The following is a 19,625-nucleotide window of genomic DNA, read 5'->3' as shown; positions in this document are numbered from 1 at the left end:
GGGCGGACGGGAGCCGCGCTACTGCAGCGCCGAGGTGAGCCGCGCCAGGTTGTCGAGCAGGGTCGAGCGGAGCGGCTGCTGCCGCCACTCGCGGAGGGTCAGCTCACGGGAGTGCTCGCGGTAGTCCTGCTGCACCTGGCGCAGATCCTCGACGAACTCCGAGCCGCGCACCATCAGCGAGACCTCGAGGTTGAGCGTGAAGGAGCGCATGTCCATGTTGCTCGAGCCGATCACGGCGACGTCGTCGTCGATCGTGAAGTGCTTCGCGTGCAGGATGGTCGGCTTGCGGTACATCCAGATGCGCACGCCCGCGGTCAGCAGCGTCTCGTAGTACGAGCGCTGGGCGTGGTAGACCACGGCCTGGTCGCCGATCTCGGAGACGAAGAGCTCCACGTGCACGCCCCGCCGGGTCGCCGTCGTGATCGCGTAGAGCATCGCCTCATCGGGCACGAAGTACGGGCTGGTGATGATGATCGACTTCTGCGCCGAGTAGAGCAGCGTCAGGAACAGGCGCAGGTTGTTCTCGCCCTCGAACCCCGGGCCGCTCGGCACCACCTGGCAGTCGATGGTGTCGCGCTGCTGCAGCGCCTCCATCGGCTCCGACTCCCGGAGGAGCAGCTCGTCGGTCTCGCTGTACCAGTCGGTGATGAAGATGGCGTTGATGCCCTGCACCACCGGCCCCTCGAGGCGCACCATCAGGTCGTGCCAGTGCAGGCCGCGGCGGATGTTGCCGCGCTTGTTGTAGCTGGAGTCGACGACGTTCTGCGAGCCCATGAAGGCCGCGTTGCCGTCGACGATCAGCAGCTTGCGGTGGTTGCGCAGGTCCGGCCGCTGGTACTGCCCGCGCCACGGCCGCACGGGGAGCATGTACGACCACGAGGCGCCCGCCCGCTCGAGGGCGCGCAGCCGGCGGTGGGTGCCGCTGTAGTAGCCGGGCACGCGGATCGACGCGATGTGGTCGAGGAGGATCCGCACGCGCACCCCGCGCGCCACCGCGCGGTCGAGCGCGTCGAAGAAGGGCGCGGTGGTCGAGTCGGCGGCGAGGATGTAGAACTCGCAGTGCACGTACCGGCGGGCGCGGTCGATCTCGGCGGCCATCGCGCGGATGGTCTGCTCGTAGTCGCCCTGGAGGCGCGCGTCGTTCCCGCCGACCAGCGGCATCGCGCCGAGGTTGCGGTTGAGGGTGACCACCGACTCCAGCCACTGCGGCCACGGGTGCTCCCGGGCGACGCGGTCGATGCCGTCGGTCGACTCCAGGATGAACCGGTTGATCTCCTGCTGCTTCCGGCGGCGCTTGCGCGGCAGCCGGTAGCTCCCGATGAAGAGGAACAGCAGGATGCCGACGTACGGGATCAGGAAGATCGCCATCAGCCAGGCGAGGCCGGTGGTCGGACGGCGGTTCCGCGGCACGACGATGACGGCGATCACGCGGACCACGAGCTCGACGACGACGGCCGCGATCGGGAGGATCACCGCCCAGTCGGGTGCGGGCACCGCGCCTCCTCGTTCGTCGTGCGGAGCCGCTCAGCGGGCGTGGAAGGCACCCGCGCGGCGGCGGTGGTCAGGAGGCGTCGCGGGGAGGCAGGCCGCGGCGCTCGCGCTCGCGGGCCTCGATGCGGTCGTACGCTCGGCGCTCGTTGCGGTCCGAGCGGATGAGGGCGCGCATCACGAACCAGAAGATGGCTCCGACCGTGATCGTCGGCACGAGGGCCCACAGCCCCTGGTTCCACAGCTCCCAGTCCATGCGGCGATCCTACCCGCGGCACCGGCGCGGGAGCCGTGAGCCCGGGGGCCCGTGCGCCCAGCGGCCTTCGCGGGCGCTGGGCGCTACTGGCTCTCGACCGACTTGTTCAGCGCCGCGGCATCGGAGTTGAGGCCTTCCAGCTCCGAGCGCAGGCCGTCGTACACGGCGATGTCCGCGTCGATGGCGGCGCGGGTGGCGTCGACGGCCTGGCTGCGGGCGAGCAGATCGGCGCGCTCCGTCTCGAACTCGGCCGTCGATCCGAAGTCGCCGCTGTCGGCGCGCGAGTTGAAGTCGTCGATCTCGACGTTGAGCGCGTCGTACTCGGCGTTGTTCGCGTCGACCCGCGCCGTGAGGTCGGCGTACATCGTCTCGATCCGGGAGACCAGGTCCTCGATGCGGTTCTCGAGATCGGTGAAGACCGCCTCGTAGCGGGCGTTCAGGCCCACGACGACGGAGCGGTCGTCGAAGAACTCGGCGTAGTGCGCCTCGAGCGCGGGCGGCAGGTCGGCCACCTCGGTCCCCAGGATCGAGTGCAGCTCGTTGACGCGCTCGCCGAGGCCGCCGGTGCGGTACAGCTCGAGGCGCTCGGCGATCGTGCCGTCCTGCGGGAGGGTCTCGTACGCGGCCTCGAGCTCGTCGCCCAGCTCGGCCTGCTCCTCCGCGTCGAGCCGCACCCACGCGGCGTGCAGCATCTCGTGGGCCGCCGTGACGTCGCGGATCCCGTCGAGGTCGGGGTTGGCGACGTCCGAGATGTAGATGCTGGTGCCGGTGTAGCAGCCGAGGACGATGTCGTCGGAGGCGCCGTAGCCGCAGAGGTCGTTGAAGCCGGCGGTCGGCTCGACCGACGGGCTCGACGCGTAGTAGAGGGCGCGGCCGCGGTCGGACATGGCGGTCCGCTCCGCGAAGCCGGCGATCGTGGGGTCGGGCGTGAACGCCTCGGCCGCTCGCCGGTCGGCCAGCGCGGTGCCGACGTCGCCGGAGGAGGTGAGGACGCTCGCGGCGACCGCGGTCCCCACTCCGAACTGCGCGATCGTGAGGACGCCCGCCGCGACGGCCGCGACGATGCTCGATGCCCTGACCATGTCTCCCCCTCGGCTCCTGCGACCCTACTTGACGAGCGGGAACAGGATCGTCTCGCGGATCCCGAGGCCGGTGATCGCCATCAGGAGGCGGTCGATGCCCATGCCCATGCCGCCGGTGGGGGGCATGCCGTGCTCGAGGGCGCGGAGGAAGTCCTCGTCCAGACGCATCGCCTCGTCGTCGCCCGCGGCGGCCTGGCGGGCCTGCTCGACGAAGCGCTCGCGCTGCACGACCGGGTCGACCAGCTCGGAGTAGCCGGTGGCCAGCTCGAAGCCGCGGACGTAGAGGTCCCACTTCTCGACGACGCCCGGGATGCTGCGGTGCGCGCGCACGAGCGGCGAGGTGTCGACGGGGAAGTCCATCACGAAGGTCGGACGCGTCAGGCCGCCCTTCACGAAGTGCTCCCACAGCTCCTCGACGTACTTGCCGTGCGTGGGGACGTGCACCTCGACGCCCTCGCGCGCGGCGAGGGTCTCGAGCTCGGCGAGCTCCGTCTCCGGCGTGATCGCGATTCCGGCCGCGAGCGACAGGCTCTCGTACATCGAGATGCGGTCCCACCGGCCGCCGAGGTCGAACTCGGTGCCGTCGGCCCAGGTGACCACGTGCGAGCCCGCGACGGCCTGCGCCGCGTTCTGGATCAGCTCCTGGGTGAGGTCGGCGATCGAGTTGTAGTCGCCGTACGCCTGGTAGGCCTCGAGCATCGCGAACTCGGGCGAGTGGGTGGAGTCGGCGCCCTCGTTGCGGAAGTTGCGGTTGATCTCGAAGACCCGGTCGATGCCGCCGACGACCGCCCGCTTGAGGTAGAGCTCGGGCGCGATGCGCAGGTACAGCTCGGTGTCGAAGGCGTTCGAGTGCGTGGCGAAGGGGCGGGCGGAGGCGCCGCCGTGCATCACCTGCAGCATCGGGGTCTCGACCTCGAGGAACTCGTGCGAGGCGAAGGTATCGCGGAGGGAGGCGTTCACGCGGGCGCGGGTGACGACCGTCTCGCGGGCCTGGGGGCGCACGATCAGGTCGAGGTAGCGCTGGCGCATCCGGGTCTCGTCGCCGAGCTCGTTGTGCAGGTTCGGCAGCGGCAGGATCGCCTTCGCGGCGATCGTCCACTCCGACACCCACACGCTCAGCTCGCCGCGCTTGCTCGAGACGACCTCGCCCTCGACGAAGAGGTGGTCGCCCAGGTCGACGAGCTCCTTCCACGCCGCCAGCGACTCCTCGCCCACGTCGCCGAGCGAGACCATGGCCTGGATCCGCTCGCCGTCGCCGGCCTGCAGCGTCGCGAAGCAGAGCTTGCCCGTGTTGCGCTGGAACACCACGCGGCCCGCGAGGCCGACGCGCTCGCCGGTCTTCACGTCCGGCTCGATGCCCTCGTGGCGCGCCCGGACGGCCGCGATGGTGTCGGTGACTCCGACCGCGACGGGGTAGGCGCCGGCGCCGAGGTCGTCGCCCGCGAGCTCGAGCAGGCGCTCGCGCTTGGCGAGGCGGACGGCCTTCTGCTCGGAGGCCTCCTGCTGCGCGGCCCGCTCGGCGGCGGCCTGCTCGGAGTCGGACTGCTCGGCGGCGGGGGTCGTGGTCTCGGGGACGTCGGGGGTGTCGGCCATGAGGGGTCGCAGTGCTTTCGGTTCGGGGCGGACGGCCGCGATCAGGCGAGCAGGATCGGGGCGTTGTCGAGGAGGCGGGTGGTGCCGACGATCGCGGCGACGAGCACGAGTGCCGGGCCGCGGTGGTCGGCGTCGACCGGGAGGAGCGTCGCGGGATCCACGACGACGAGGTAGTCCAGCTTAACGAGCGGCTCGGCGTGCGCGACGGCCTCGGCGGCCTCGATCGCCGCGGCGGCACCGCGGTCCGCGGCTTCCGCGGCGGCCGCGAGGAGGCGCGGCAGCACGAGGCCCGCGCGGCGCTGCTCCTCGTCGAGGTAGCGGTTGCGGCTGGAGCGGGCGAGCCCGTCCTCCTCCCGCACGATGCCGACGCCCTCGATCTCCACGGGCAGGTCGAGGTCGCGGACCATGCGGCGCACGAGGAACAGCTGCTGCGCGTCCTTCTGCCCGAAGACCGCGACGTCCGGCTGGGCGATGCTCAGGAGCTTGGCGACGACGGTGAGCATCCCGTCGAAGTGCCCCGGCCGCGCGCGCCCCTCGTAGAGGCCGCCGACCTCGCCCGCGACGACCCGCGTCGAGGACGGCCCGTCGGGGTACATCTCGGCGACTCCCGGAGCGAAGAGGAGGTCGGCCCCGGCCGCGTCGAGCAGGGCGGTGTCGCCCTCGAGGTCGCGCGGGTAGCGGTCCAGGTCCTCGGACGGGCCGAACTGCAGCGGATTCACGAACACCGACACGACGACGACGACGGCCAGCTCGCGAGCCCGCTCGACGAGGGCGAGGTGCCCGGCGTGCAGGGCGCCCATCGTCGGCACGAGCGCGATGCGCCGACCGGCCCGCCGCGCCTCCTGCAGCCGCTCGCGGAGGTCGCCGATGCGGTGGACGGTGCTGATCACCCGACGATGCTACCGGCGGTCCCACGGCCGCCCGGGCCCTCGGCACCGGGACGCCGTGCTCCTCCGCGAGGCACCGCCTCCCGAGCGGCGTCCCACCCGGGAGCGGCGTCTCGAGCGGCGCGCCCGTCAGCCCGCCGCGCGGCGCAGGGCGTCGTCGACGGAGGAGCGGACGAGGCTGGAGAGGAAGAAGCCCGGCTTCTCGACGCCGATGCCCGCCAGCAGTCCCGCCGCCTGGTCGACGATCGCGGTCGAGAAGGTCGTGGCGGTCGAGACGGCCTCCGCGTAGGCGGCGCGGTCCGACTCCGCCACGGAGACCGGCTCCCCGCCCATCTCGACCACCACCGCCTGCGCGATCGGCAGCACCGGGCCCGGTGCCGACACGGCGAAGTAGGTCTCGGAGAGGCGCGCCAGGTCGAGGCTGGTGCCGCTGAAGGCCATCGCCGGGTGGACTGCCAGGGGGATGACCCCGGAGGCGAGCGCCGGAGCGAGCACCCCGTAGCCGTGCTCAGGCGCCGTGTGCAGCACCAGCTGGCCGGGCTGCCACGCTCCGGTCGCGGCGAGCCCCGCGACCAGGGCGGCGATCTCGCTCCCGGGGACGGCGACGATCACCAGCTCGCTGCGCTCGACGAGCTCGGGGATCGCGAGCACGGGGACTCCGGGGAGCAGCGCGTCGGCGCGCTCGCGGCCGCTCTCGCTGGTGGTGGCGATACCGATCACGGCGTGGCCGGCCCCGGCGAGCGCGGCACCGAGCACCGGGCCCACGCGTCCGGCACCGATCACGCCGACGCCCAGGCGTCCGTCGCGGCGGTTCTCAGGCATGCGGTTCCCCCTCCGGAGCGGGCCAGTCGGGCAGGGCGGGTGCGGCCGCCCGCCGCCCCCACTGGTGGCTCGCGTCGCGGTCGGCGGCCCGCACTCCGGCCGTCGCGAGGCTCTCGAAGAAGGCGAGTCCGTCGGCTGCGCTCATCACCGGCACGAGCGGAGTGACGGGGCCGGCCACCGTGTGCACGCGCGCCGAGGCCAGCCCGAGCAGGCGCTGGAGCGGTCCCTGCTGGACCCCGACGCTCTGCATCCGCGCCAGGGGCACCACGGCGACCCGCCGCCAGACCGCTCCGCTGCGCAGGATCGCGACCTCGTCCGTCAGCCGGTACCCGGTCCTCCGGAACGAGAAGGGGCGGAGCCACACCGCCGAGCGCGGCGCCCGGGTGAAGCCGGCCGCGTCGCGGTGCCGGAGTGCGTCTCCGACGGGCGTCGACTCCGCTCCCTCGGCCGGTCCGGGCAGCAGGAGGGCGAGGACGCGCTCGACCGCGGCGAGGTCGCCGACGGGCAGGATCGTGGTGTTCGGCTCGCCGTTCGCCCCGCGGGAGGCCGCGTGGCCGGCGCGGTCGATCCGCACCTGCCACCAGCCGAAGGGGCGCCAGAGCAGCGGCTGCGTGATCTCGACGGCGTGGATCCGGCCGGGCGGGATCGTGTCGCTGCTGGTCGAGAGCACGCCGTAGCCGACCCGCACTCCGTCGGGCGTCGCGGCGATCGAGTACCGGAGCGAGCGCACGAACTGGCGGACGTAGTAGCTGCCCGAGCCGATCAGGCCCGGCAGGATCGCGAAGAGCACGTAGGGCGAGCCGTAGACGGCGACGAACACCACGGCGACGACCGAGGCGGCCAGGAACAGCGTGAAGCCGCTGAAGACGAGCGAGCCGAGGAGTCGGCCCGGCGGGATCGAGACGACCGACTCGGGTGGCGTCTCGTCCTGAGGCTCGCCGAACTCCTCCAGCCGGCGCGCCAGGAACCCGCCCGCCGGAGCCGCACCGTCGACCGTCGCCTCCCGCTCGCGCACCCCGGACGCGAGCCGCAGGATGTCGCGGCGCAGGGCGTCAACCAAGCGCGACCCGAGGTACGACAGCTGGACGTTCGCGTCCTGCCCGGCCACGCTCACCTCGAGCTTCGCGGCTCCGAACAGCCGCGCGAACAGCGGACGCTGCACCGCGATGCCCTGGATGCGGTCCAGCCGCGCCCGCCGGTTGGTCCGGAAGAGCACGCCGGAGCGCACCTCGACGAGCTCGTCCGTGATGCGGAAGGTGTGCATCCGCCAGGACAGCCAGAACGCGAAGACGGCGACCGCCAGGCCCACCGCGACCGCCAGCAGCGCCCAGCCGACGAGACCGCGGCGCAGCAGCTCGTCGACCGGATCGCCACTCTCGAACCCCTCCGGCCCGGGCAGGAACAGCTCGACCAGGCGCTCGCGGAGGTTCGTGATCACGATGCCGAGGACGACCAGCAGGCCGATCCCGCCCTTGAGGACCGGGGTCGCGGGATGGAGGCGGTGCCACTCCCCGTCGGCGAGGTCCGTCTCGACGGCGCGGAGCTCGGTCACAGGCCGGCCCGGCGCGACTCGGCGAGCTCGACCAGGCGGTCGCGGAGCTCCTCCGCGTCCTGCTCGGCCAGGCCCGGGATGCTGACGCCGGTCGCCGCGGCGGCGGTGACGAAGCGGAGGTCGGCGAGGCCGAGCGCCCGGGCGAGCGGCCCGCGGTTGACGTCGATGAGCTGCATCCGCCCGTACGGCACCGACACGAAGCGCTGGAACATGATGCCGCGGCGGAAGAGGAGGTCGTCCTGGCGCAGGAGGTAGCCGTAGGCGCGCGCACGGCGCGGGGCCACGATCAGGAGGGTCACCGCGAGGGCGGCCGTGGCGGCCAGCGGGATCCAGCCCCACGGCAGGCCGATCAGCATCAGCACCACGGGCACGGCGAGCAGCATCACGCTCGACACGACGGCCGACACGATCTCGACCGCGACGTACCGGGGCGAGACGCGGCGCCACTCCCCCGTGATGTCGAGGCGGTCCCGCCGGCGTCCCCTCGCGTCGCGGCGGGTCGTCGGCGACGCGTCCTCGGGCTCGGCGGGCATGGCGTCGTCCTCACTGCCCGCGGCGATCCGGGCGTCGGCGTCAGGCGTGGTTCACCTCGCCGACGGCGCTGTCGTCGTCGTCGCTCGGCGGGATGGTGCACAGGTGCTCGGCGACCAGGCCGGCCACCAGCAGGACGAGCGCACCCACGATGGTCGCGACGTCCTGCCACACGGAGCCTAGCGAAGGGATCGCACGGCTCAGCAGGTACACCAGGATGCCGCCGGAGGCTCCGAGCAGCAGAGCACCGACGTGGCTGGACGCCTTCGCCAGCACCACGACGCGCATCGCCCGGAACGGATCGATGGGCCGACGCAGCGTGCCCTTCGTGGCGCGGTGGATCGGGATGGCGAAGCCGAGCACGAGGGCCGCGACCACGATCAGGGTCAGCGGAACCGTCAGCGGCGGGATGAGCACGGGGCGGCCGGCGGCGGCGATCGCGAGGTCGAGGAGGAACCCCGCGACGGCCCCGGCGAGGCCGAGTCCGAGCAGGGTGCTGATGCGGGTGCGCCTCACGGGGTCCTGCTCTCGGGGTCGGCGGTGGTGCCGCGGGCGGAGTCGCGCCCCGGCCAGGTCAACCCGGCCGGGTGGTCGGTCACGCGGTCGGTCGCCCGTGCGCGCAGCTCGGCCACGGGTCCGGCTCCGGGAAGGACCGCCGCCGGCTCGGCGTCGAGCCACGGCTCGAGCACGAACGCCCGCTCGGCGGCCCGCGGGTGCGGGAGGGTCAGGTGCGCGTCGTCGCGGAGCACGCCGCCGACCGCGATCACGTCGATGTCGAGGGTCCGGTCGCCCCAGCGCTCCTCGCCCTCGCCGCGGATCCGGCCGCCGGCCGATTCGATCGCCGCCGTCGCCGCGAGCAGGTCGTCGGGCTCGAGGACGGTCGAGCCGGTCACGACCGCGTTGAGGTACCCGGGCGCGTCCGCGTCGACGCCCTCGGGCTTCCACGCGGGCGACTCGACGACCTTGGACACCGCCTCGATGCGCAGGCCCGGCGTCGTGACGAGGGCCCGCAGCGCCTCCTCGAGGTGCGCCAGGCGGTCGCCGAGGTTGCTGCCGAGCGCGAGCACGACGTGGCGCACCGGGCGGACGCGCTCCTGCCGCGGCCTCACGAGCGGGTCCTCGTGATCTGCACGGCCACGTCCTCGAACGGCAGCGGGATCGGCGCGTCCGGCTTGTGGACGGTGATGCGGACGACGTCGGCGGCGGCGAAGCCCAGGGCCACCCGGGCGAGGCGCTCGGCCAGAGTCTCGATGAGGTCGACCGGGTCGCGGGTCACCGCGTCGGCCAGGGCGATCGCGAGCTCGCCGTAGTGCACCGTCTCGGCCAGCGCGTCGCCCTCGGCCGCCGGCGCGGTGTCGAGCCAGACCGTCGCGTCGATCACGAAGTCCTGGCCGTTCTCGCGCTCGAAGTCGAAGACGCCGTGGTGCGCGCGCACGCGCAGCCCGGTGAGGGTGATGGAGTCGCGCACGGCGAGGGCGGCGGGGTCGATCGCGGTCACGGGGTCTCCTCCTGGAGTCGGGCGGCGAGGGCCAGGGCGCGGGCGGATGAGCGGACGTCGTGGACCCGGACGCCCCAGGCGCCGTGCCCGGCGGCGACGAGGCTCAGCATGGCGGAGACCTCGTCGCGCTCGGCGGCCGGGGCGCCGGCGGGGGCGAACGGAGCGAGGAACCGCTTGCGCGAATGGCCGACCAGGACCGGGAAACCCAGCGAGACGATCGCGTCGAGCCCGGCCAGCAGCGCCCAGTCGTGCGCGCCGACCTTCGCGAAGCCGAGGCCGGGGTCGAGCAGGAGGCGGTCGTCCCGGATCCCGGCCTCACGGGCGGCGTCGACGCGGCGCTCGAGCTCGCCGCGGACGTCCGCCACCACGTCGCCGTAGGACGCGAGAGCGGTCATGCCCGCGCTGTGCCCGCGCCAGTGCATCGCGATGTAGACGGCGCCGCGCTCGGCGACGAGCGGGAGCATCCGCGGATCGGCGAGGCCGCCGGAGACGTCGTTGACGACGACGGCGCCCGCGTCCAGGGCGGCCTCGGCCGTGGCGGCGCTCATCGTGTCGATGCTGACGCGCACCCCCTCCGCGGCGAGGGCGCGGACGACGGGCAGCACGCGGCCCTGCTCGGCGGCGGAGTCGACGCGCGCCGCACCGGGACGGGTGCTCTCGCCGCCGACGTCGACCAGGTCCGCGCCGAACGCGGCGGGTCCGTCCCCGGCGGGCCGGGTCAGGTCGAGGCCGTGGCGGACGGCGTCGTCGACGGACAGCCAGCGGCCGCCGTCGCTGAACGAGTCCGGAGTGACGTTGAGGATCCCCAGGAGCGCGGCGCGGCCGGTCGGCGTGAGGTCGGCGACGGTGGTGGCCACGTCACTCCCCCCGCGCGGCGCCGATCAGCGCGATGATCTCGGCGCGGGCGGCCGGGTCGGCGAGGGAGCCGCGGGCGGCGACCGTCACGGTCGAGCTCGCGGTCTGGCGCGGCCCGCGCATCCGCACGCAGCCGTGCTCGGCGTCGACCACGACGAGCACTCCCTCGGGAGCGAGGCCCTGCTCGAGCGCGTCGGCGATCTGCTCGGTCATCCGCTCCTGGATCTGCGGTCGCGACGCGACCGTCTCGACCACGCGCGGCAGCCGGCCGAGGCCGACGACCCGCTCGCGCGGCCGGTAGGCGATGTGCGCGACGCCGAGGAACGGCAGGAGGTGGTGCTCGCAGACGGAGCGGAAGGCGAGGTCGCGCACGATCACCGTCTGGTCGAGCGGCGACTCCTGGCCGCCCTCGACCACCGCGAACGTCTCGGTCAGCTGGGCCGCGGCGTCGTCGTCGAACCCGCCGAAGAACTCCTCGTACGCCTCGGCGAACCGCCGCGGCGTGTCGAGGAGTCCCTCGCGGCCCGGGTCGTCCCCGATGGCCGCGAGGATCTCGGCGACGGCCGCCTCGATGCGCGCCTTGTCGACGGGCACGCGCGCGCTACGCCGTCGCGGGGCGCGGGTTGATCAGCGGCGGGCGCTTCGGCGCGACCTCGTCGGCACCAGCGGAGGAGACTCCCCCGTCGGTCGCACCCGAGTCGATCGGCGCCTTGGCGACCGGGACCGCGATGGGCGGCAGGTCGGACAGGGGGCGCTTGTCGCTCGAGAGCCACTGCGGGCGCTCGTCGATGCGGCGGACGTCCTTGAAGATCTCGGCCAGCTGGTCGTGGTCGAGCGTCTCCTTCTCGAGCAGCTCCATCGCGAGGCGGTCGAGGATGTCGCGGTTGTCGTTGATGACCTGCCACGCCTCGTCGTGCGCCTGCTCGATGAGCTGGCGCGTCTCGGCGTCGACCGTCTCGGCGATCTGCTCGGAGTAGTCGCGCTGGTGGCCCATGTCGCGGCCGAGGAACATCTCGCCCGACGACTGGCCGAGCTTGACCGCTCCGACGTTCGCGGACATGCCGTAGTCGGTGACCATCTTGCGGGCGATGGAGGTCGCCTTCTCGATGTCGTTCGACGCTCCGGTGGTGGGGTCGTGGAAGACGATCTCCTCCGCGACGCGGCCGCCCATCGCGTACGTGAGCTGGTCGAGGAGCTCGTTGCGGGTCGTGGAGTACTTGTCCTCCAGCGGGAGCACCATCGTGTAGCCGAGGGCGCGGCCGCGCGGCAGGATCGTGACCTTGGTCACGGGGTCGGTGTGGCGCATCGCCGCCGCCGCCAGAGCGTGTCCGCCCTCGTGGTAGGCGGTGATCAGCTTCTCCTTGTCGCGCATGACCCGCGTGCGGCGCTGCGGCCCCGCGATGACGCGGTCGATGGCCTCGTCGAGCGCGCGGTTGTCGATCAGCTGCGCGTTGGAGCGGGCGGTGAGCAGTGCGGCCTCGTTGAGGACGTTGGCCAGGTCGGCGCCGGTGAAGCCCGGGGTCTTGCGGGCGACGACCTCGAGGTCGACTCCGCCGGCGAGCGGCTTGCCGCGGCCGTGGACCTCGAGGATCCGCTTGCGGCCGAGCAGGTCGGGGGCGTCGACGCCGATCTGGCGGTCGAAGCGGCCCGGACGCAGCAGTGCGGGGTCGAGGATGTCGGGGCGGTTCGTCGCCGCGATCAGGATGACGTTCGTCTTGACGTCGAAGCCGTCCATCTCGACCAGCAGCTGGTTGAGGGTCTGCTCGCGCTCGTCGTGACCGCCGCCCATCCCGGCGCCGCGGTGGCGGCCGACGGCGTCGATCTCATCGACGAAGATGATGGCCGGCGAGTTCTCCTTCGCCTGCTGGAAGAGATCGCGGACACGGCTCGCGCCGACGCCGACGAACATCTCGACGAAGTCCGATCCGGAGATGGAGTAGAAGGGGACGCCCGCCTCGCCCGCGACCGCGCGCGCCAGCAGGGTCTTGCCGGTGCCGGGAGGGCCGTAGAGCAGGACGCCCTTCGGGATGCGGGCGCCGACGGCCTGGAACTTCGCGGGCTCCTTGAGGAACTCCTTGATCTCGTGCAGCTCCTCGATCGCCTCGTCGGCGCCGGCGACATCGCCGAACGTGACCTTGGGCGACTCCTTCGAGACGAGCTTCGCCTTCGACTTGCCGAACTGCATGACGCGGTTGCCGCCGCCCTGCATGCCCGAGAGCATCAGCCAGAAGAACGCGCCGATCAGCAGGATGGGGAGCAGGAAGCCGAGAGCCGAGAGGAACCAGTTGGTCTGCGGGACCTCGTCGTTGTAGCCGGTGCTGCCGAGATCGGCCGCGGACACCGCGTCGACGACCTCCGCGCCCCGAGGGGCCACGTAGTAGAACTGCACCTGCGTGCCGTTGTCTCCGTCGGCCTGCTTGAGCGTGAGATCGACGCGCTGCTCGCCGTCCACGATCTTCGCCGAGTCGACCTTGCCGTCCTTCAGGAGGTCGAGACCCTCCTGCGTCGTGACCGGCCGGAAGCCGGACATGGTGATCAGCGAGGAGCCGATCCACACCGCGACGATCGCCAGGACGACGTAGAGGATGGGACCCCGGAAGATGCGCTTCACGTTCATGCTTGTTGCGGGTGCGACACCCGGCGCCTTTCTGACGAGGAGATTGTGCCTGCCAGGCTACCTCCCGCACTCTGAGCGCCGCCCACGCGTTCGCCGTGGGCCGAACGGCCGCGGGCTGTGTCGTCTGGCGGGGATGCGGCGGGCCGCATCCCCGCGCGCGGTCGGCTTCGCGAGGTGGTGCGTTCCGCAGAGCGGGTCTCGTCGGACTGCCGGGAAACGCTGACACGCGTTTCCCGGTCCGCGTCCTCTGCATTGTGGGTGGAGGTCGCGGGGATCGGCGCTTCGGCGGTAGGGACGCGCCGCGAGAGCGCAGGAGTTGTCGCACTCGGGCTCGACAGCGACGACTACTGCGGTCTCGGGAAGGAGGCGAAGGTGTCCGAGCGGGGCGCGCCGCGAGAACGCAGGAGTTGTCGCACTCGAGCTCGACAGCGACAACTACTGCGGTCTCGGGAAGGAGGCGAAGGTGTCCGAGCAGGACGCGCCGCGAGAACGCAGGAGTTGTCGCACTCGAGCTCGACAGCGACAACTACTACGGTCTCGGGAAGGAGGCGAAGGTGTCCGAGCAGGACGCGCCGCGAGAACGCAGGAGTTGTCGCACTCGAGCTCGACAGCGACGACTACTGCGGTCTCGGTGGGGGGCGAAGGTGTTCGAGCGGGGCGTGCCGCGACGAGGGGCAGCAGGCGCGGACGGACGGACGGGCCCGCCCGGCCCGCGTCAGGCCGACTGGAGGAGGGGCTCCGGGTCGCGGAGGGCGGGCACGAGGCCGCGGCCGCGGCGGGCGGCGGCCAGCACGGTCACGGCGAGCGCCCCGACCAGCCAGAGCACGAGCACCAGGACCGCGTGCGCGACTCCGATGCTGCCGCCGGCGATCAGCGAGCGGAACGCCTCCACCGTCCAGGTCAGCGGCAGCACTCCGTGGATCGCCTGGAAGAAGGCGGGAGCGGTCTCGACCGGGTAGGTGCCTCCGGCCGAGGACAGCTGCAGCACGATCATCAGCAGCGCCAGGAACCGGCCCGGGGCGTCCAGCAGCGCGATCAGCGCCTGGTTGATCGCCACGAAGGTGAGGCTCGTGAGCACGGCGATCCCGATCAGCCCGGGCAGGTTCGACGCCTCGACGCCCACTCCGAAGCGGATGACGAGCGCGGCCAGGACGCCCTGGGCGACCGCCATCAGCGCGCCGGGCAGGTAGCTGCGCAGCGCGATGACCCAGGCGGGCCGGCGCGCGGCGAGGAGGCGGGAGCTGAGCGGGGCGCTCATCAGGTAGAAGGCGAGCGCGCCGACCCAGAGCGCGAGCGCCATGAAGTAGGGGGCGAGGCCGTAGCCGTAGGACGGCACGCGGTTCATCCGCTCGGCGTCGATCCCGACCGGGGCGGCCGCGACGGTGCTGAGCTCCTGAGCCTGCTCGCCGGTGTAGGTGGGCACGTCGTCCGCGCCGTCCGAGAGCTTCGTGTCGAGGGTGCGCGATCCGGAGGCGAGCGAGTCGATCCCGTCGGCGAGGTCCTGCGAACCGGTGGCCGCGTCGGCCGAGCCGGTCGCGGCGGTCTCGGCGCCGTCCGCGAGGTCCGAGGCGCCCGTCGCGAGGGCGGCCGTCCCGGAGGCGAGGTCGGAGGCGCCGGCGGCCGCAGAGGCGATGCCGCTGGTGAGCGGGCCGACCGCGCCGGAGAGGGTGTCCACTCCGCCGGCGACCTGCGCGGCTCCGCCGTCGAGGGTCGCAGCTCCCTGGGCGAGGGCCTGCGCACCGGTCTGCAGCTTCTGGGCGCCGTCTGCGGCGGAGGTCGCCCCGGTGGACAGAGCGGCGGTGCCGGTCGCGAGGTCGGCGGCTCCGCCCGAGACCGTGGCGGCACCGGCGGCGAGCGCCGTCAGTCCGCTGCCGTCGTCGCCGACGAGCGCGGTCGCACCGGAGGCGAGCGTCTGCGCGCCCGCGTCCGCCGAGGCGGCTCCGCCCGCGAGAGCGGCCGCACCCTGCTCGAGGGCGGTCAGTTCGGCCACGCGCTGGGCGTCGGACAGCGAGTCGTACCGCGAGAGCAGGGAGGCGAGGCCGGAGTCGACGCCGGTCGCCCCGGTGGCGAGTTGCGGAGTGGCGGTCGCGAGCGCTCCCGCGCCGGTCGCGAGCTGCTGGGCTCCTGCGAGGGCCTTCCCCGCTCCGTCGGAGAGGGAGGCGGACCCGGTGGCCAGCGCCTCGGCGCCGGACGCCGCCGAGGCCGCGCCGTCCTTCAGGGTCGACGTCCCCGCGGCGAGGTCGGTGGCGCCCGAGGCGAGCGACGCCGCTCCGCCGTCGAGCTGCTGGGCGCCGTCGGCGACCGTGCGGGCTCCCGTGTCGAGCGCCGCCGCCTGGTCGGGCAGCTGCCCGGTCCCGCTCGCGATCCGCTGGAGTCCCGACGAGAGGTCGGACGCTCCGGAGGCCGCGCTCCCCGCGCCCGAGCGGAGGGAGTCGGCGCCGGTCGCCAGCTGCGCGGTGCCGTCCTGCAGCTGCGCGAGCCCGACGACCAGCTCGGAGGAGCCGGACGCGGCGGTCCCGGCGCCGTCCGCCAGCTGAGCGGCGCCGTCGGCCGCCTGCTCGAGGCTCGAGTGCACGTCGGTGAAGCCGAGGTAGACGTTCTCGAGGTAGGTCGCGCCGACCTTCTCCTCCAGCGTCTTCGTCACGGTGGTGCCGATGGTGGAGGCGATGTTGCCGACGATCAGGTTGGCCGCGTCGTTCGTCTCGATCGACAGCTTCGCCTGCACGGCCGCGGCGGGGTCGTCGCCGCCGACCGAGGCGACGTCGGCCGAGAAGCCGGCCGGCACCGTCAGGACGGCGAGGACGTCGCCGGAGGCGAGCTCGCGGGACGCCTCGTCGGCACCGGTCGCCGTCCAGGCGAAGTCCGAGCCGGACGTGTCGGTGGTGAGCTGCTCGGTCAGATCGTCGCCGAGGGCGAGCGCGGAGCCGTCCGAGGCGGTCGCGCCGGTGTCCTCGTTGACGATCGCGGCGGGCACCGTGTCGAGGTGGTGCGTGGGATCGAGGTTGGCCGAGGTCAGCAGTCCCGCGTAGATCAGCGGGATGAGCGCGATCGCGGCGAAGACGACGACGAGGCGCGGGTTCACGGCGCGCAGGGCGCGGCGGAGCGGGGAGGTGGTCATGGTCCTTCTACTTCGTGGAGTGCAGGGCGGCGAGCCGCGGCGAGGCGACTCCGGTGACGAGGAGCTCGGCGATGTCGGCGGAGGCCGAGGCCGCGGGACGGCGGGCGTCGCCGTCGAGGAGCCAGCCGACGACCAGCCAGGTGGTGCCGGCGGCGAGGAGGACGGCGAAGCGCTCGACGCGTGCGTGGTCGCCGCCGCCCGATCCGCGCTCGGCGAGGGGCGAGAAGGCGAGGAGCCGCTGCGCGAGGAACGCGACGACCGACTCCTGCACGGCGCGGGCCGTGCCTCCGCTCAGCACGCGGCGGTAGAAGTCGGCGTGCACGAGCAGGCCCTCGAGGAGCCCGCGGACGATGCGGGGGACCGCGCCCTCCCAGTCGGCGGGGGCGGTGCCGGGAGCGACGTCGCCGAACAGCGCGTGCATCCGCTCCACCGCGGCGGCCTCGATCAGTGACGGCACATCCCCGAAGTGCTGGTAGAACGTGGGGCGGCTGACGCCCGCGGCGCCGCAGAGCTCCGTGATGGAGGGCTGGTCGTCGCCCGGGCGGTCGAGGGCACTCGTGATCGCGGTGAGCAGGAGCTCGCGCGAGCGGGTGAGCCGCGGATCGGTCACGGGGTCCTTCTTCCCGGCGCGAGGAGCGCCTTCTTTACGTCCGTCAGATAACTTACAACCGTAAAGAAGAGCGCGCAAGCATCAGGAGGAGGGCGGCTCCGGGAGCAGCGTCGCGATGGCGGACGTGTCGACGATCACCGAGTCGTGCGGAGTCAGTCCCGGGCTCCGCGGCGTCGGCACCGGCAGGCGCACGAGGAGGGCGCCCGGATCCACGCCGAAGCGCCCGGAGCGGGTGCGGCCGACCGGATCCCCGTCCAGCTCGGCGAGCACCGGCTGGTCGAGCTCGAACGAGAACTCGCGGCCGGGCCACTGCCGGAGGGAGGCGAGCCCGTTGCGGTTGCCGGTCGCGACATCCAGCGCGAGGCCGAAGCGCCGACGCAGCAGCACCAGCTCCAGGTCTCCGTCGTCGAGCACCGCGCCCGCGGCCAGCTCGATGTTCGCCACCACCGAGCTGCAGTTGCAGGCCAGCACCATGAAGCAGCGCTGCGGAGGCTCCTCCGCGCCGTCGATCGTGAGGGTCACCTCGAATCCGGCCTTGAACATCGCCGGCGCCCCCGCCGCGAAGTAGGCGCCCCAGCCCACCCGCTTCTTCAGCTCCTCGTCCGTCTTGTCCATGATCTCGGCGTCCAGGCCCACCCCGCCCATCACCATGAACACCCGCTCCTCGCCGTCGTCGAACGCGGCCGTGCCCACGTCGATGGCGCGGTCCTGCCCGAGCAGGGCGATCTCCACCGCCTCGGGCAGCGAGCCGAGCGGGATCCCGAGGTTCCGCGCGAGGAGGTTGCCGGTGCCGCTGGGCAGCAGGCCGTAGGGGACGCCGGTCCCGCGCAGCACCGTGGCGACGGCGCGGACGGTGCCGTCGCCTCCCATCGAGCAGACCAGGTCCGGGCCCGCCTCGAGCGCGGCGCGGGCCGCGGCGGCACCGGAGTCGCCCGGGCTGGTCTCGAACCAGAGCGGCTCGTTCCAGCCGTGGCGGCGCGCGATCGTCGCGACCAGGTCCTCCGCGGCGCCGACGTCGTCGAACTTGCTCGGGTTGATCACGACGGCGACGGTGCGCTTCTCGGGTGCCTTCACCCCGTCAGTCTGACGGCACCGGCGACCGGTCCAGTCGCGCTGACGCCTCCAGGGCGAGCACGGCGCCGATCTCGGCCGAGAGCGTGGCGGGCAGCGACGGAGGCGCGTCCCAGCGGGGCCCGGCCAGCAGCACGCCGCGGCGGACGCTCGAGCTCTGCAGCGCGGCGACGCTGCCGGCGACGAAGCCGCGGAGGCGGGCGGCCACCGCGGGCGCGACTCCGCTCGTCGTGGCGAGGTCGACGAGGTGCCGGTAGGCGATGCCGCCGAACAGGGCGCCGTCCCCCGAGCCCTGGTCGACGAAGACGCCGTCGGGGGCGAGCCGGTCCAGCAGGTCCTCGGCCGTGCGGGAGGCGTGGGCGACCAGACGAGGGTCGGGCCGCAGGCGGTGCAGGGCGAGCGCCGCGCCGATGTAGACGGCGTGGTTGTAGCTGAAGGCCCAGTCGTCGCGCGCGGAGCCGCCCTCGCGGCCGATGCCGTCGGCGACGAAGCCGGTGTCGTCGTCGCGGAGGCGCACGTGCATCCAGTCGAGGGCGGCGCGCGAGAGCTCCTCCCGGCCGTCGGGCCGCAGCCGCTCCAGGCGCGCGCCGAGGATCGCGAACGGGCCGTTCGCGGGCGCGTTCTTGTAGTCCAGCTGCCGGCGGCGCCAGGCGAGGCTCGCCCCGTGGCGGAGGTTCCAGCCCTTCGCGACGGCGAAGCGCCACAGGCGGTCGGCCCGGTCGAGGAAGCGCGGGTCGCCCGAGGCCTCCCCGAGGCGGGCGAGCGCGCCGCCGAGCCACATCATGTCGTCGAAGTAGCCGTTGACCAGGCGCCCGCCGTTGCGGAGGCGGATCGCGCGATGGATCCGCCGGGCCCGCTCCAGGTGCGCCTCGTCGCCCGTGCGCTCGAAGGCGTCGACGGCCGCGTCGATCGCGTGCGCGAGCCACCAGTAGTTGAACTCGAAGTCGGCCCGCAGAGAGGTCGGGTAGCTCATGTGGTAGCCCAGCAACGGCACCGCGAAGAGCCGCTCGAGGCTCTCCTGCGCGGTGTCCGCGGCGCTACTCGTAGACGTGCGGGGCGAGGACGGCGACATCGCGCAGGTTGCGGTAGCGCTCGGCGTAGTCGAGCCCGTAGCCGATCACGAACTCGTTCGGGATGTCGAAGCCGACATAGGCCACGTCGACCTCGACCTTGGCGGCCGCGGGCTTGCGGAACAGCGCGCAGATCTCGACGGACTCGGCGCCGCGGCTGCGGAGGTTGCCCTGCAGCCACGAGAGCGTGAGGCCGGAGTCGATGATGTCCTCGACGATCAGCACCTTGCGGTTCGTGATGTCGGAGTCGAGGTCCTTCAGGATCCGCACCACGCCGGACGACTTGGTGCCGCTCCCGTAGGACGAGACGGCCATCCAGTCCATGACGATGTCGAGCTTGAGCTCGCGGGCCAGATCGGCCATCACCATCACGGCGCCGCGCAGCACCCCGACGATGAGCAGGTTCTCGCCCGCGTAGTCGCGCTCGATGGCGCGGGCCAGGGCGCGGATCCGCTCGTGGATCTCGGCCTCGGTGTAGAGGACCTCGGTGATGTCGTCGGCGATGTCGGCTGCTTCCACCCGGCCACTCTACGGGTGACCGGCCCCCGTCTCCCCTCCGCGAGACTCCGCTCCGG

At 73.2% G+C, this 19,625-nt stretch carries 19 protein-coding genes; all 19 read right to left on the bottom strand.

Features of this window, described 5'->3' with window-relative positions; translation table 11 throughout:
- Positions 1-18 precede the first annotated feature (18 nt).
- The 19 genes from cls to hpt all read right to left on the bottom strand — a co-directional run bounded on the left by cls (position 19) and on the right by hpt (position 19,569).
- A complete protein-coding gene (gene cls / locus C5D36_RS15560; RefSeq protein ID WP_104224093.1) occupies positions 19-1,494 on the bottom strand; it encodes a cardiolipin synthase in 1,476 nt (491 codons plus the stop codon).
- Between the two features lie 67 nt (positions 1,495-1,561).
- Entirely contained in the window at positions 1,562-1,744 is a 183-nt protein-coding gene (locus tag C5D36_RS15555; RefSeq protein WP_104224094.1) for a hypothetical protein, read from the bottom strand.
- An 83-nt stretch (positions 1,745-1,827) separates the two neighbouring features.
- Positions 1,828-2,826 carry a hypothetical protein gene (locus C5D36_RS15550; RefSeq protein ID WP_104255539.1) on the bottom strand — a complete coding sequence of 333 codons (999 nt, stop codon included), beginning with the start codon at positions 2,824-2,826 and terminating at the stop codon, positions 1,828-1,830.
- A 24-nt stretch (positions 2,827-2,850) separates the two neighbouring features.
- Positions 2,851-4,419, bottom strand: coding sequence for a lysine--tRNA ligase (lysS, locus tag C5D36_RS15545; RefSeq protein ID WP_104296201.1), 1,569 nt, complete (start codon positions 4,417-4,419; stop codon positions 2,851-2,853).
- A 41-nt stretch (positions 4,420-4,460) separates the two neighbouring features.
- Complete coding sequence (panC, locus tag C5D36_RS15540) at positions 4,461-5,309, bottom strand: pantoate--beta-alanine ligase (protein WP_104234299.1); 849 nt, start codon at positions 5,307-5,309, stop codon at positions 4,461-4,463.
- 126 nt (positions 5,310-5,435) lie between these two features.
- A complete protein-coding gene (locus C5D36_RS15535) occupies positions 5,436-6,128 on the bottom strand; it encodes a Rossmann-like and DUF2520 domain-containing protein (RefSeq protein WP_104296200.1) in 693 nt (230 codons plus the stop codon).
- Positions 6,121-7,680 carry a PH domain-containing protein gene (locus tag C5D36_RS15530; protein WP_104238409.1) on the bottom strand — a complete coding sequence of 520 codons (1,560 nt, stop codon included), beginning with the start codon at positions 7,678-7,680 and terminating at the stop codon, positions 6,121-6,123. Before C5D36_RS15530 ends, C5D36_RS15535 begins: the two co-directional genes overlap by 8 nt.
- Entirely contained in the window at positions 7,677-8,213 is a 537-nt protein-coding gene (locus C5D36_RS15525) for a PH domain-containing protein (RefSeq protein WP_104257813.1), read from the bottom strand. Before C5D36_RS15525 ends, C5D36_RS15530 begins: the two co-directional genes overlap by 4 nt.
- 40 nt (positions 8,214-8,253) lie before the next feature.
- Complete coding sequence (locus C5D36_RS15520; protein ID WP_104257812.1) at positions 8,254-8,727, bottom strand: DUF3180 domain-containing protein; 474 nt, start codon at positions 8,725-8,727, stop codon at positions 8,254-8,256.
- The gene (gene folK, locus C5D36_RS15515; protein WP_104257811.1) at positions 8,724-9,320 is read right to left on the bottom strand and encodes a 2-amino-4-hydroxy-6-hydroxymethyldihydropteridine diphosphokinase; all 597 of its coding nucleotides are present in this window, start codon (positions 9,318-9,320) and stop codon (positions 8,724-8,726) included. Before folK ends, C5D36_RS15520 begins: the two co-directional genes overlap by 4 nt.
- Positions 9,317-9,709: a dihydroneopterin aldolase gene (gene folB, locus C5D36_RS15510; protein ID WP_104347803.1), complete on the bottom strand. Its 393-nt coding sequence runs from the start codon at positions 9,707-9,709 to the stop codon at positions 9,317-9,319. Before folB ends, folK begins: the two co-directional genes overlap by 4 nt.
- Positions 9,706-10,566 carry a dihydropteroate synthase gene (gene folP, locus C5D36_RS15505; RefSeq protein WP_104238405.1) on the bottom strand — a complete coding sequence of 287 codons (861 nt, stop codon included), beginning with the start codon at positions 10,564-10,566 and terminating at the stop codon, positions 9,706-9,708. Before folP ends, folB begins: the two co-directional genes overlap by 4 nt.
- Before the next feature lies 1 nt (position 10,567).
- The gene (gene folE, locus C5D36_RS15500; protein ID WP_104224103.1) at positions 10,568-11,158 is read right to left on the bottom strand and encodes a GTP cyclohydrolase I FolE; all 591 of its coding nucleotides are present in this window, start codon (positions 11,156-11,158) and stop codon (positions 10,568-10,570) included.
- A 7-nt stretch (positions 11,159-11,165) separates the two neighbouring features.
- The gene (gene ftsH / locus C5D36_RS15495; RefSeq protein WP_104224104.1) at positions 11,166-13,181 is read right to left on the bottom strand and encodes an ATP-dependent zinc metalloprotease FtsH; all 2,016 of its coding nucleotides are present in this window, start codon (positions 13,179-13,181) and stop codon (positions 11,166-11,168) included.
- Between the two features lie 715 nt (positions 13,182-13,896).
- Positions 13,897-16,299, bottom strand: a complete 2,403-nt coding sequence (locus C5D36_RS15490) for a YhgE/Pip domain-containing protein (RefSeq protein WP_104296199.1) — start codon at positions 16,297-16,299, stop codon at positions 13,897-13,899.
- 7 nt (positions 16,300-16,306) lie between these two features.
- Positions 16,307-16,909 (bottom strand): TetR/AcrR family transcriptional regulator, encoded by a 603-nt coding sequence (locus C5D36_RS15485; protein ID WP_104224106.1) that lies wholly within the window; start codon positions 16,907-16,909, stop codon positions 16,307-16,309.
- Between the two features lie 81 nt (positions 16,910-16,990).
- Positions 16,991-17,983: a diacylglycerol kinase family protein gene (locus tag C5D36_RS15480; RefSeq protein WP_104234307.1), complete on the bottom strand. Its 993-nt coding sequence runs from the start codon at positions 17,981-17,983 to the stop codon at positions 16,991-16,993.
- 4 nt (positions 17,984-17,987) lie between these two features.
- On the bottom strand, positions 17,988-19,052 hold the full coding sequence (locus C5D36_RS15475; RefSeq protein WP_104296198.1) for a glycoside hydrolase family 76 protein: 1,065 nt from the start codon (positions 19,050-19,052) through the stop codon (positions 17,988-17,990).
- The gene (gene hpt / locus C5D36_RS15470) at positions 19,018-19,569 is read right to left on the bottom strand and encodes a hypoxanthine phosphoribosyltransferase (protein WP_104238400.1); all 552 of its coding nucleotides are present in this window, start codon (positions 19,567-19,569) and stop codon (positions 19,018-19,020) included. The genes C5D36_RS15475 and hpt overlap by 35 nt, the downstream gene beginning before the upstream one ends.
- Positions 19,570-19,625 lie beyond the last annotated feature (56 nt).

It is taken from the genome of Rathayibacter sp. AY1C6, from assembly GCF_002931535.1.
Lineage (GTDB): Bacteria > Actinomycetota > Actinomycetes > Actinomycetales > Microbacteriaceae > Rathayibacter.
Note: the sequence above shows the minus strand (reverse complement) of the source record. Positions and strands in the feature narration are given on the sequence as shown.